This window comes from Eximiradius proteiniborus (assembly GCF_058546985.1).
This window is the reverse complement of sequence record NZ_CM178592.1, coordinates 1761750-1776293: the sequence shown is the minus strand read 5'-3', so window position 1 is coordinate 1776293 and position 14544 is coordinate 1761750. Positions and strand designations below refer to the sequence as shown.

At 38.6% G+C, this 14544-nt stretch carries 10 protein-coding genes; 8 read left to right on the top strand and 2 right to left on the bottom strand.

The features are described 5' to 3' along the window. Positions 1-100: 100 nt before the first annotated feature. Both mdh and ACY2LT_RS07365 read left to right on the top strand, forming a co-directional pair. Positions 101-1039, top strand: a complete 939-nt coding sequence (mdh, locus tag ACY2LT_RS07370) for a malate dehydrogenase (RefSeq protein ID WP_491814865.1) — start codon at positions 101-103, stop codon at positions 1037-1039. Positions 1040-1201: 162 nt separating this feature from the next. Then, a complete protein-coding gene (locus tag ACY2LT_RS07365) occupies positions 1202-3751 on the top strand; it encodes a peptide-N-glycosidase F-related protein (RefSeq protein ID WP_491814864.1) in 2550 nt (849 codons plus the stop codon). A gap of 37 nt (positions 3752-3788) precedes the next feature. Here the strand turns inward: ACY2LT_RS07365 and ACY2LT_RS07360 are convergent, their stop codons facing one another. Next, on the bottom strand, positions 3789-4481 hold the full coding sequence (locus ACY2LT_RS07360; RefSeq protein ID WP_491814863.1) for a DNA alkylation repair protein: 693 nt from the start codon (positions 4479-4481) through the stop codon (positions 3789-3791). A gap of 81 nt (positions 4482-4562) precedes the next feature. Between ACY2LT_RS07360 and ACY2LT_RS07355 the strand changes: the two genes are divergently transcribed. The 6 genes from ACY2LT_RS07355 (at position 4563) to ACY2LT_RS07330 (ending at position 13275) form a co-directional block, all read left to right on the top strand. After that, positions 4563-5348 (top strand): ribonuclease H-like domain-containing protein, encoded by a 786-nt coding sequence (locus ACY2LT_RS07355; RefSeq protein WP_491814862.1) that lies wholly within the window; start codon positions 4563-4565, stop codon positions 5346-5348. Next, a complete protein-coding gene (gene lnt / locus ACY2LT_RS07350; RefSeq protein ID WP_491814861.1) occupies positions 5341-6987 on the top strand; it encodes an apolipoprotein N-acyltransferase in 1647 nt (548 codons plus the stop codon). Before ACY2LT_RS07355 ends, lnt begins: the two co-directional genes overlap by 8 nt. 199 nt (positions 6988-7186) lie before the next feature. Then, a complete protein-coding gene (locus ACY2LT_RS07345) occupies positions 7187-9526 on the top strand; it encodes a PAS domain S-box protein (protein WP_491814860.1) in 2340 nt (779 codons plus the stop codon). Between the two features lies 1 nt (position 9527). Further along, a complete protein-coding gene (locus tag ACY2LT_RS07340; RefSeq protein ID WP_491814859.1) occupies positions 9528-10925 on the top strand; it encodes a sigma-54-dependent transcriptional regulator in 1398 nt (465 codons plus the stop codon). Between the two features lie 465 nt (positions 10926-11390). After that, positions 11391-12779, top strand: coding sequence for a DNA methyltransferase (locus ACY2LT_RS07335; protein ID WP_491814858.1), 1389 nt, complete (start codon positions 11391-11393; stop codon positions 12777-12779). A 1-nt stretch (position 12780) separates the two neighbouring features. Then, positions 12781-13275, top strand: a complete 495-nt coding sequence (locus tag ACY2LT_RS07330; RefSeq protein ID WP_491814856.1) for a hypothetical protein — start codon at positions 12781-12783, stop codon at positions 13273-13275. A gap of 121 nt (positions 13276-13396) precedes the next feature. Here ACY2LT_RS07330 and ACY2LT_RS07325 read toward each other — a convergent pair whose 3' ends face one another. Next, a complete protein-coding gene (locus tag ACY2LT_RS07325; protein ID WP_491814855.1) occupies positions 13397-14506 on the bottom strand; it encodes an HNH endonuclease family protein in 1110 nt (369 codons plus the stop codon). Positions 14507-14544 lie beyond the last annotated feature (38 nt).

Below are 14544 nucleotides of genomic sequence, written 5' to 3'. Positions count from 1 at the left end.
CGATTGTTCGGGAATTTACCGATAAATAGTTCGCATAATGCAATTAATTATTGAAACTTGTGTCATAAATAAGTGTTCATAAATTAATTTTGGAGAAAAAATGAAAATTACAGTTATCGGTGCGGGCAATGTGGGCGCAACTGTTGCACAACTTCTTGCAAATCAGGAGCTTGCCAATGAGATTTATCTTGTCGATGTTCTCGAAGGAATTCCTCAGGGCAAGGGGCTCGATATGTATCAGTCAATGCCAATTCTATCGAGCGATAGCAAGATTTTCGGCACTAATACTTACGACGAAACAGCAAATTCGGACATTGTGATAATCACAGCCGGGCTTGCTCGCAAACCCGGAATGAGCCGCGAAGATTTGCTTGCAAAAAATGCTGAAATTGTCGGTACTTGTGCCAAAAATGCATTCGAAAAATCGCCGGACGCAATTTTCATAATCGTTTCAAATCCGCTTGATGTAATGACTTATCTTGCATTGAAGGTTACCGGATTGCCAAAGCACAAAGTTATCGGAATGGCAGGGATATTGGACACAGCTCGCTATCGTGCGTTCCTTTCGATGGAGCTTGGAGTTTCGATGCAGGATATTCAGGCGCTTGTATTAGGCGGGCACGGCGACACAATGGTTCCATTGAAGCGATATACAACTGTTTCGGGCATACCGATAACTGATTTGCTCGACGACGAAAAATTAGATGCTATAATTAAGCGAACTGCGTCTGGCGGTGCCGAAATTGTAGGCTACCTGAAAACAGGCAGTGCTTATTACGCACCAGCATCGGCAACAGTGCAGATGGTGGAAGCAATCGTTAAAGATCAAAAGCGGGTATTGCCTTGCTCGGTTCTGCTCGAAGGCGAATACGGAATTACCGACACAGTTGTTGGCGTTCCGGTTGTGCTTGGCAAAAAAGGATTGGAAAAAATCATTGAGCTCAAACTGAACGACGAAGAAAAAGATATGCTTAAAAAATCATCAGACTTTGTGCATAAAAACATTGTTGAATGTATGGAAATGACCGGGATAAAGTAAAAAAATGAAATATATTCTTGCAATCAGGGGGCAGAATGTGCCCCCTTTTTTTATTAATTTTTTTTAAAAAATTGATGTGTTCTTAAGAAATAAATTTGAAAAAATGAAAATAAAATAATAATTTATTAATTAAAGTTAATTAATGATTAAAAAAGGATTAATATGAAAAGAATTATTTTTACTCAATTATTAATTTTAATTGCAACCTCGTTTAGTTTGTTCTCATCGGACACGATAGTTGTCCGAACAATTGACTACAACAAGCCAAAATACGGTTGGTTCGAGTTTCCGCAGGCAAATGAATCATTTGAAAAGATACTGATGAACTACACAATCAAATGTCCTTGCGGGGAATGGGACTATATAGCAAATGTATATGTAAAACAATTTTATCTGCCGAGCTTTCGGGTGGATGGGGCAGTGGTCGATAGTTTAGTATTCAGAAACGACACTTCGTGGAGCTACGTTGTTTCGGGCGAAGAAGGGAATTACAGAATTGATTCGTTGCCGATGAATCCTCACGAAATAAATTATTACGAAACAGACGGAGAAAAAACAAATGTGAAGCAAACGAAATATGTTTGGCTTCCGTATTACAGATATTTTGTAAATCAGCAAGGCAAAGTTGATTCCGTATATGTTCCGGGCGATGGAACTATATATTTGCAAAAACAGCGGGTATATTACAAGGACGAAATTACAATTGCGGAAACATTTGAAATACTGAGGTTTATCACCCCGTATGGAATAGGATTGAATGCAGGCGATGATGGGTTCACCTGGGTAGTGGATGCAAGCGATTTTCTTCCGTTGCTAACTGGCAAAGTCTATATTGATGCACCAAACCAACAGCAGGAAATAAATATTACATTTGATTTTATCAAAGGTATTCCCGAAAGAAATATCAGGAGATTGGAAAGAGTGTGGGATTATCCTTATTTAGTATATAATAAGGATACAGAATCAAAGCTATCTCCGCGCAATATTTCACTATTGCAAGGCGAAAAAATGGTTCGTCTCAAAGTTATTCAGACAGGGCACGGATTCGGAGGAAACGAAGATAATTGCTGCGAATTCTGCCGTAAGAATGCATTTGTGAAAGTGGATGACGTGATAAAATACACACAAGAGGTGTGGAGAAAGTGTTCCGATAATGCACTGTTTCCTCAGGGTGGCACCTGGCTGCTGGACCGAACAAACTGGTGTCCGGGCGCTGTTGTGTATCCGTATGATTTTGAAATTACTCCATACTTGGCGGGTAGCTCGTTTAAATTAGATTATGATATGGAATTTTACAACAAGCCATATCAAAGTGGGAGCAACACAGTTGGCTACTGGGTGATTTCGTCATATTTAGTGGTTTACGATAGTTTGAACTTTAGATTAGATGCAGAAATTGCCGACATTGTGCGTCCGAGCAAAAAAGACATTTATCTGAGATATAATCCCTCGGCAACAAGTCCAATACTGATTGTTCGCAATCGGGGTTCGCAGGCAATTCACAAAATTGATTTTGAATATGGAATAGAAGGGGCGAATATCTATCATTACACCTGGGAAGGCAACATTAATTCACTCGAAGCTGTCGAAATTGCTCTTCCGCCGGTTGATTATTCAGATTGGTCGACAGAAACCAAAAAATTTGTTGCCAAGATTACGAAAGTAAATGACGAAATTGATGAATACGCAAGAAATAACACGTCAGTTTCTGAATACGATATTCCTGCTTCATATTATCAAAATTTATCAATTAACTTGCAGACAAATAACTATAATGTTTTGTTTTCGAACTACAATGGATATAAACCATATAAATTACGACTATTAGGCGCAGATGGCAAAGAAGTATTTTCGAGAGGTGATTATCAGCCGAGCACACAATACAAAGATACAGTTAATTTAGAAAACGGTGGATATGAGTTGGTATTCGAGAATTCACTCAATTGCGGACTTGGCTTTTGGTATTACCAACGTTACTATCAACTTACTAATGGGAATTTAAATTTAAAAAGTGATGATATTCTGATGTATCAGTTCCCTGTAGATTTTGGTAGCGAGATACGTCATAGCTTTATTGTTGATAATCAGCCTACTGCTTTGTATGCACCAGATTCCCTGCTCTTTGGAAATGTATTGGTCGGAAACAGCAAAACAATTACGATGATTGTAAAGCCTGCAAACAACAAAGGCGTAATTTTAGCAAATCCTCAAATCTTAATGGGTGCAAACAAAGGTCTGAAAATAGAAAAAATCGTTCCTGAACTTAATAAAAATGGTGAAGCTATTCTGGGCGATGGCGATTCTCTGTTGATAGACATTTCGTTTACTCCAAACAAAACGGGGAAAACGACAAGTTCGCTTTCGTTCAGCACAAACGACAGGAAAAAAGGCACGGTCAATATTCCTATAATTGGCTATGGAGTTAATCCGGATGATGTTAGCTCACCAATCGAACAAAAGAATTATGAGATATACTTTGATAAGTCGTCAAATTCTGTTTTGCTTGACGTTAAAAACGGATTTCTTCATATACAAGGCGTAGAAATTTATTCAATATTGGGCGATTTGATACACTTTTCGGGCGAAATTTTAGCAAGTGGCAAAGTTGAATTGATGAGATGCGGCAATAATATCGCAAACGGAGTATATATCGTGAAGATTGCGAGCAAAGAAGGAATAATCACCAAGCCAGTCTTGATAGTATCGAGATAAAAGAGAAAGCACCGACAAAGTTCGGTGCTTTTTTTATTTACTTTTGCTTTTTCTTGATTCGTTCAAGAGTTTTTTCGTTTTGAAGTTCACGCAGAGCGTCCCGGGCAATCCAGCGGGCAGATTTAGAATCAGGATAGTCACGAAGAATTGCCTCAGCTGTTTCGATTGCTTTGCGATTGAGCTCTGAGTTGCGTTTCCCGATTTGACGCAAAGCCCAATTGACAGCTTTTTTTACAAAATTGCGTTCATCACGAGAATACTGAATTATTAATCCGAGAGACTTTTCGAAAGGTTCATTGTTTTTTTCTTTGTAGTGCAGGCACAAAGCCGCCAGAGTTGCAAACGCGGCACGTCGAACAAACTCCTGCTCGTTTTGAGCCCATTCGAATACTTTTTGCCAGGCAAACGGAGTTTTGCAGTAGAGCTTCATTGCAGCCTGGTCGCAGATGTCCCAGGAATTAAAGTCGGCAGTCCATTTGTCCATCAATTCTGATGTTATTTTTTTGGGGTCTGCAATTAGTATAGATAAAATGCGGGCTTCGTGGAAGCCGGTTTCCCAAAGCTCGAGAGCAAGTTCGTGATTTTTTTTGATTTTTCGAGCTATAGGCTCCAGAGTTTTCATAGAAATGCCGAAAGCATTTTCAGCATTAATCCCGAAGCGAGCCATACCTGCTTTGTTTTCAGGATTTTCGAGCGAACGAAGAAGTTCGATTATTTCTTTTGCGTTCATATAAAAATTATAATAATGTAAAATTGATTATTTTAATATACAACTTTTCGTATTTTTGGAAAGAATAAATTTGGTGAAAATATGCAATACATTGTTTTCGACATCGAGACTTCTCCGCTTCCATTCGGTAGCTTTTCGGAAAGTCAGCAGGAATATCTGCTTCGCAACGCAAAAGACGAAGAGGAAGCAGAACGCAGAAAGTTAGAAATGGGGCTTTCGCCGCTTACCGCACAGGTTGTTTGCATAGGGATGACCCGTATTTCAACCGACCCGGCAACAAACGAATTCAGGACCGACAAAAAAATTGCATTTTGCACATATCCGCCAGTAGATGAAGTGTCAGAAAGCGACGAACTGAGCGTGTTTGGTGAAAGCGACAGGGAGAATTCCAAATTATACAAGCACGACCAGACAAAATATTATATTTCAGATGAAAAATGGGTTATCCAACAGTTTTGGAAAGAGTTGGCAGAAGACCGCAATGCTACATTAATTTCGTTTAACGGGAGGAATTTCGACGCACCGTTTTTGATGCTGCGTTCTGCATTGCTCGGGATGCGGCCAAGCCGGAATCTGATGGATGGCAACCGTTATAATTATTCGCGGCACGTGGATTTGCTCGATGAACTCACTTATTACAGTTCCTCGCAATATGGTCCAACCCGCCGGTACAATTTTGATTTTTATGCACGGGCATTCGGGCTTGTTTCGCCAAAGGCTGAAGGTATTGATGGCTCGAAAGTAACCGAATATTTTCTCGCAGGGAAAATTCTTTCGATAGCAAAATATTGTTTGAGAGATGTTTCGGCAACATTCGAACTCTACAAAATCTGGAACAAATATTTAAATTTTGGGAAAAATGGATAAACGGAAAGCATATTTTGCAACTCTTTCGGGGGTTATGCTGGGGCTTGCATTTCCGCCGATGCCATTGTTTTTGCTTGCGTTTGTGGCGCTTGTGCCGTTGCTTTGGATGCTTGGCAGTAGCGACCAGATAAAGAGAAAATATTTTTACGTCTATATTACATTCTTTTTTTATCATACAATTGCAAACTGGTGGATTGCGAGTTTTCAGCGGGAAACCGACCCATTTTTGCTTGGGAGCGGGCTTGCGTTGTGTTTTATTCATCCGTTGTTCTTTTTAATTCCGTTCTGGTTCTATTTTACAATAAGAAAGAAATTTGGCAAAGATACGGCACTTTGGACTTTTCCGATAGGTTTTCTGGCGTTCGAATATTTGCATTCGTTGGGCGAAGCGTCTTACCCGTGGCTAACGCTTGGATACACGCAGACTCAGAATACAATGTGGGTGCAGTTTATTGATATAACAGGCATTTGGGGAGCGTCTCTGCTCGTTCTGTATGCAAATGTGTTGTGTCTGAAACTTGTTGAGCATTTGCAAAAGCTGCCGAAGCGTGTCCGTTTACGAAATTTATGGGAACTGCCGCAGAGAAAATACACAATTTCATTTATGGCGATATTGCTATTGCCATATATTTATGGTGCTTACTCGTATGGTAAGTATAATCACGCAAAACTACTTGAAAAAAGTCCGAAAATAAATGTCGCCCTTATTCAGCCGAATATAAATCCTTGGCGAAAATGGGATGGCAATCCAATTGAACAGATTTATTATCATCTTTCCTTGCAGGATTCTATCTATCATTCGCACAATGGCAATATAGACCTCGCTATCTGGAGCGAAACAGCAATACCTACTGTAAGTCTGGCTGTGAATTGGGGGCATTTCTACCCGTATATCACAGATGAGTTGAACAATAAACAAATTTCTTTGCTTACAGGTTTTACTGAATATTACCTCTATCCAGACCGAAGAAAAGCACCGATTACAGCAAGGCAGTGGCTTCTCGATACAAGCGAGCGCTACGAGCCGTTCAATGCTGCATTGTTGCTAAACCCGAAGCCGTATGAAACGGACAATCCGCAACTTTATAGAAAATCACGGCTTACTCCGTTCGGCGAGCGTTTTCCTTATGTGGACTTAATTCCATTTGCACAAAACTGGTTGCGATGGAGTGTGGGAATATCCTCGTGGGGAATTGGGCGAAAGCAATACGCTTTGAAGGTGCGGAACAAAGATAAATTTGCGAAAATAGGGACAATCATTTGTATTGAGTCTGTTTATCCGGAGTTTGTTACGCGTTTTGTTCGGGACGGAGCACACTTACTTTCGGTTATTACAAATGATTCCTGGTACGACTTTACCTATGGACCGCGTCAGCATTATCTGATGGCGGCGGCTCGGGCAATTGAAACACGTCGATACATCGCCCGGTGTGCAAACTCTGGAGTAACGGGGTTCATTAGCCCGCTTGGCAAGTCTGTTCAGGAGGCTCAGCAATACACAGCCACAGCGATAGCTTCCACAGTTCCACTGATGAAGGAAAGGACAGTTTATGTGCAACTGCCAGATGTGTTGCCGATGGTGGCTCTTCTGGCTTCTCTCATTTCATTAGTAGTCGGATTGCTAAGAAGAAAGGAATAATGGAACTCATTATCAAGTATTTTCTGCACTGTATAATTAAATATCAGTGAATAAAATCTCTATATCTGACTTAAAAGTTAATAAATGATGAAAATAGTATTAATTTATTTTTACTAATGAATTTTCGTAAATTTTTTCTATGTTATTAATTTTCTATTCATTATATTTTAATCAAGATGGTATAATGAAAAAGTGAACTATGGAAGCGAGAGAGCAACTTGCCGCTGTAATCGAGACGCTCAAAGTCGAAACGACCGAAATTGACGACCTTATAAATAGAATTCCAGTTGGAATTTATCGTTCACGTTTAGATGGTTCAATAGTATATGCAAATAAGTATTTTAGAGATTTATTCGAAATAAAAGGTAATATAATTTCTGCTAAAGAATTATCCTACAGTAGAAAAGATTTCTTTGATTTGGTTTCTAAATTTGGCGTAATAGACGATTTTACAGCAACTGTTACTCTTGAGAGCGGCAAAACTCTTCACACGATAGAATCTGCCAGAGCCATATACAACGAAAAAGGCGAGATCGAATTTGTTGAAGGAATTCTGACAGACATTACAAAATTCAAGATTGTTCAGGATGCCCTTGCTGAAAGCGAGGAAAAATACCGCTTGCTATTTGAGCGTTCGGACGACCCAATTCTGCTTATTGACGGCGACAGATGGATAGATTGCAACGAGGCTGCAGTAAAAATGCTAGGCTTGAAAGATAAAAGCGAAATTATAGGACGAAGTCCGTATGATATTTCGCCTGAAATTCAACCCGACAATAGAAGGTCGAAAGATAAAGCGTTAGAATACATAAGAGATGCTTATGCAAATGGCTACAAAAGGTTCGACTGGGTGCATACTACCCGAGACGGGAGGCAGATCAATGTTGATGTGTCGCTGACAGCTATTCCATATCGCAAGCGAATTCTGCTATTTACATATTTTCGGGATATTTCTGCAAGAGTTGAAAGCGAAAGGAAATTACGTGAAAATGAAGAAAAATTTCGACTTGTATTTCATAATATTAGCGATGGAATTTTTCTTATAGATCAGTCAGGAACTATTATCGATGTAAATCGAGCCGTTGAGAATATTACAGGCTACTCAAGCGATGAAATTGTAGGCGAGAAAGTCTGGGAATTTTCAAGAAGAATAGTGATTAATGATAATTTTAAAAAAAACGAAGAAGTGTTTTTGCAAAATTTGCTTGAACTAAAACAAAATCCATCGTTGCAGCAAAGAGAAGATGAGTTAATCGTTAGAAGAAAAAGTGGAAAAATAGCTTATGTGAGACTAACCCGATTGCTTATTAACAGTTTGCAAGGCGTATTGGTTTGCAGTATATTAAGAGACATTACCGATATTAAGAACACGACAAGCGAACTCATTCAGCAAAAAGAACTATATGAAGGACTCTTGCAGACGCTTCCTGTTTCGGTTTTCCTGCTTGATTTAAACGCGAATATTTTGTATGCAAACGACGACGCAACTAACTACTTTTCGCAGGAGAATATAGATTTTGCAACTATCAAAAGCGTTTTCGATTTAATTGATGAAAGCGATTTCGAAAAATTAAAAGAAGCCTTGAATATTACGATTAAGCAAGGTTATTTGAAAAATTTCGAGATAGCATCGAAACCGATCAATGGTAAGGTGATCGAGGTTGAAATAAATGCATCACTGATATACGATAGCTCCGGTAATCCGCAATCAATTATTACAAGTATTGTAGATATTGGTGCACGCAAGCAAACTGAACGTATCCGCGAGCAAGCCATGCAAGCTACAATCGAAGCTGCCAAAGCCCGCAACGAAGCTTTAGAAATAGTTCACAATTCAGCTCGCCTTGCTTCGATTGGTGTAGTTGCAGGTGGCATTGTTCACGAAATCTCGCAACCGCTCAATGCCATAAGGATTGGGGCTGAAAGCATTCTCACCTGGGATAAAGCAAATAAAAACCCGCTCCCGGGTCCAATAATCAATATGATACAGGGAATTTCCAAAGCAACACTCCGTATTGACGAAATTATTCAGCATATGCGATCGCTCTGGTTAGATTCAAACACTGAATCACTTGAAATTGTAGACTTGAATGACTGTATAAAATCGGCTATAAATCTAAGCAAAATGAGAGTGCAGTCCCACGAAATATTGTTCGAAACTACTCTGGCAGAAGGGAAATTGCCTATTAAAGCTAACAAAGTTCATATCGAGCTAATTGTGAATAATTTAGTTACAAATTCAGTGAATGCGCTCGACACTTGCGAAAAGCCAAACAAAACTATTCGAATTGCGACAAAATCTACAGGCGGATATGCATATTTAATAGTTTACGATAATGGAATCGGGTTGCCAGATGTAAAAGAAGAAAAGCTGTTCGACCCGTTTTTTTCTACCCGGAAGAATGCTGGCGGAACCGGGCTGGGGCTTGCAATTGTCAAAATGTTTGTGGATAAATACAAAGGTGCGATTCAGCCAATGAACAACGAGGATGGCGGGGCTACGTTTATAATAAACTTTCCAATGTTTATAGGTGATTAGTATGAATAGCATTGTGATAGTTGATGACGACGATAGTAGTCGCACGATGCTTGCAGTTTACATTCGGGACTTTTTGTCAATTCCGGTTACTGAGTTTTCCTCTGCTTATGATGCACTCCAATATTTAGAGCAACATAGTTCACCGATTGTCATTACCGACATTCGAATGCCCGGGATGAACGGGATGCAACTACTTCGTGAAATTAAATCATCGAAAAATCTACATAATACAAAGGTTATTCTTGTTACTGGATTTGCAAATTTAGACACTTGTATTGAAGCAATTCGTCAGGGTGCCTACGACTATTTGGTAAAGCCTATCGAAATTAGTTACGTTGCGGATATTATCAACAAAATTCTTTCTGAAAACAGACAACCGAAAAATTTGACGCAAGATAAAGAAGAAAAAAGTCTGTTGCTGCACTATTCTTGTTATGAACATCCGGTAATTGGCAAAATAGGTGTATTTTCTTCTCAAATGCAGAAAATTGTCGATACTGCTTTGAAATTAAGCAAGGACAATATACCTGTGCTTATCGAAGGCGAAAGCGGAACAGGCAAAGAAATTGTTGCTTCGCTAATTCATCACGGAGAAAAAGGCAACAAAAAGCCGTTTGTTACGATTAACTGCGCTGCTATCACACCAAGCTTGTTCGAGAGCGAGCTCTTCGGTTACGACGAGGGGTCGTTTACTGGTGGAAAAAGCGGTGGCAAACGCGGCAAACTCGATATTGCTCAGGGTGGCACTTTACTGCTCGATGAAATTGGTGAAATTCCGAACCAACTGCAAGCCAAATTGCTTCGCGTTCTCGAAGAAAAGGCATTCTACCGTGTGGGTGGAGTTGAGAAAATTCCCCTGAATGTGAGAATTATTGCTTCGACGAATAAGAATTTGAAAGATATGGTCGAGAGCAACCGTTTTAGAATAGATTTGTATTACCGGCTGTGTGCCGCTCATTTGGTGTTGCCCGCGCTACGGCAGCAGAAAGAAGCGATAGCTCCGATGGCTCAGATGTTCCTGACTCATTTTGCAGTAGAACGACACAAGAAATTCAGACTTATTGAAAAATATGCTGTAAAAATCCTGCAGGAACATCCTTGGTACGGAAATGTGAGAGAGCTCAGAAACGCTATCGAGCGGGTGGTTTTGCTCTACGATGATTACGAACTACGTTCACATCATATTTCATTTCTCGAGGAATACAGTCAATTAGGTGATGCCGATAAATTTGTTTTGCGACCCGGAAGTTTTGTGCTTCCTGAAGAAGAAATTAATCTTGAAGAACTTAACTACGAGATAGTTCAAAAAGCACTTGCCAAATTTAACGGCAACAAAACACAAACAGCGCGCTATCTTGGGCTAACGCCAAGCGCTCTGCGGAGCCGGCTGAAAAAGTAATCGCGCAGAAACAGATGGACACCACCTCTCAGGTGGAGCCCATCTAGACAAAAACAGTTGAACTCCACCTTAGAGGTGGAGTTCAACTTAAATAACAGAAAAGGAATAATAGCAGATATAAAGCAATAATTACGCAAAACGGTAAAATAAAAGAAGCCATAAAGTAACCTTCGGAAGGCTCGAAGCCTTCCGAAGGGTAGCAGAAACATCTAGACAAAAACAGTTGAACTCCACCTTGAAGGTGGAGTTCAACTTTGCAATACTTGAATTTCGTTACCCTACCAAAGGTTCGAAACCTTCGGTAGGTAGGGATTGGATAAATAGAATAAACGATATTATTATATTTTGATATAATAAAAGACTTTTGTAGATTTGTTATGTAAATATTGAAAAACCGTTCAGCGATATCTGAAAAAGAGGGTTTTAATAAATTTGGGTATTTAGAGAAACATTAAAAAAATTTATATGAATTATTATCCGATTTCGATAGAGAAAATTAAAGAAAAGGTTGTTAAAAAAAAAATATTTAAGCAACCAATTCGAAGTTTGCCATTTGAAGATATTTCAAACGTAAAGGAAATTACAAATGAATTTGGAGAAACCCTTGTCAGAGTTGATGGAGATATACCCATTGACCTTCCTATAATTGATGGTCAAAGGTTTTTGTTTATTAGTTACGACCAATCAAGATATACGCACGGAATCCATAAGTATCCAGCAAAATTTTTTCCTGAATTGCCAAGATGGTTAATTAATCGCTACTCAAGACCTAACGATCTTGTATTAGACCCGTTTGCAGGAAGTGCCACCACAAACGTTGAAGCGATATTGTTAAACAGAAATTCGGTTGCAATTGATGTTGATCCGTTTGCAAGGTATCTTGCTAAAGTTAAAACTACACCTATTGATAAATTTGAACTAAATGAAACGATTGATAGGATTCTCAAACAACTTGTTGCTTATAATCCGAAAATGGTAGATAGTGAAGACATTCCGGAATTTCCATATCGAGAAAATTGGTTTGCCAAAGAAATATTGTTAGAATTGGCATTCATAAAAAAAATAATATTAAATTCTACCGACGACAACGATATAAAAGACTTATGTTTAATTTCGATGTCGTCTATTATTCGTGCTGTTTCTAATGCAGATGATAATTGCACAAGAACGGTGGTTAGAAAAAAATTAAAAAAGGAAATATACCCTTCGTTAGCGTTGACAAAATTTGCAGAAAATTTAATTATTAATTCATACAGAGTTATTGATTTTACAAATCGACTTAAAACCAAACCTATTGTAGAAATACCGGATGGGAATGATGCCAGATTTTTAACATATCCTGATAATTATTTTGATCTTGCAATAACTTCGCCACCGTATGTAAATGCTGTAGATTATCCCAGAACCCACCAGTTAGAAATGTATTGGCTTGGATTAGCAAATGGATCGTTGAGTAAACTTAAAGAAGCTCATATTGGCACGGAAGTGGTTAAAGCAAGAGAATATAAACATCTACATAAAACAGGAGAAGAATCTGCCGACAAGAAAATAGAAGCAATATATAAAATCGATCCAAGAAGAGCATATATTGCATATAAGTATATCTACGATATGACTTTAAATTTAAAAGAGGTTTACAGAGCATTAAAACCTGGTGGCAGATATATAATTGTAGTTGGGAATAATCGTATCAAAGGAGAATTGTTTGAAAATTGGAAATATTTAATGAATATTTCAAAAAATATTGGTTATAAAGTCGAAAATTATTTCGGTTCCGAAATAATTAAACATTTTATAAAAGTTCCAAGAGAAGAAAGAATTACTACAGATTGGATAATAGTTTTGAAAAAGTAGTATGCCAAATAACCAAGAAATAGGCAAACAAGCATCAATTGATGGGTTCGCTCACGAACACATTGTAGTAGGTTTATTAATGAAACGTTATCAAAATGTTTCATTGGTTGATTTGCCACTCTCTCCGTATGACATCATTATTGCTCGTAAGCTTGAAAACGGTAAAGAAGATATAATAAGAGTGCAAGTAAAAACAGCAAGAACAAGTATCAGTTTTACTGGGGGAACACGAGGTGGAGTTGATAGAGAATACAAATCAGATGTTAAAACATACATACAATCGCCTGAAACTTCGGATGTTATAGTTGGAATTAGACCTAATGAGAACAATACTTTTGATTTGTATTTTGTGCCGACTGTGTTGATAAAGTATTTCGGTACGAAAAGTAAAGGACTTGGTGCAATTGAGTTTTTGAAAAATAATTATGATATTCTTGAAAATTGCAAAGACGAAACTTATTGCGTGAAAATAGCAAAGGAAAACGGCGTAATATAGAAAGTAGTATTGGGAAATCTGTTTTATACTCTTCGGAAGGCTCGAAGCCTTCCGAAGGGTAGCTGAAACAGATGCCCCGCACCTTCAAAGTGGAGCCCATCTAATACTTTTTTCACACTCTTTATTTCCCGGATTTTATTCTGTTATCTTTTTTGCAGAGCATCTGGCAATTGTCTATCACGGTTTTGCCACCCTGGTGCCAGGGAATTATATGGTCTGCCTCCATCTCGTGAATCTCGAAACGTTTCTTACAAATTGGGCAAATCCCTTCCTGCTTTTCATACACTTTTCTTTTAATCTTGTCATCAAATTGCCTGAGATTGAGATGTCGTTCCTCTCCTGTTAATAAATATATATAAATACCTTTGTTGTTCTGAACTTCCTCGTCGTCTATTAATTCTTTTATTCGCTCTTCCAAAGCAGCAGCATCAAACTTTTGGTCTTTGTATTTATTATACAATCTGCCCCATTCAATTCCTTTCATCTCTTTGCGATAGACAGGAAAAACTCTTTGCACCCACTCAATAACTCTTTGGAAATATACCCACAAATCTTTTGCATCAACATCGTGTTGATGTTTTGCCATATACTCTTCTATTTTTCCTTCCGAAATCCAATCTATAGCTGTTTCCAAATATTCTTGTCTGATAGCGGAGCCATCTAAATATTTATTAGCCAGATTATATGCCGCACAACCATTCTTGCTGAAATATCGTTTTGCATCAGTAACCCACGAGCCGGCATAAACAGCATTCCGCAATTCCTGGTCTGTGAGCTTTTCGCCTGCAATATTAATCGTTCTGAACCAGTCTAATCTTTCGCTGTCGGTTCCACTGCAAAAATAGACCATTAGTTTGTAGTTCAATATCTGCTCCTGCTCGTCCTTTTGCAAATTGTGGAAATATCTCTGCCCGAACGAAAAATCACCATTTACATATTGACAAATCGAAATTGTCCGCTGCTGACCGTCTATAATTTCGTATAGTAAACCTTCCGAAGGTTCTAAACCTTCGGAAGGTTCCCTGACGTGCCAATACATTACATTTAGGGGAAAATTATGCCTTATTGTATTGATTACCGCGTCGCGCTGCTTATCTTTATAAATAAATTCCCTTTGATATGGCGGGCGAATATCTAACCGACCACCATAGCCGACTACACCTTCTTCGGCGTTATCTTTGTATCCCTCGGCTAATTCTCTCACAGTAATTTCTTTTAGTTCGATTTTCATATGGGTTCCTTATCAAAAATCAAATAATCTTTTTCTTA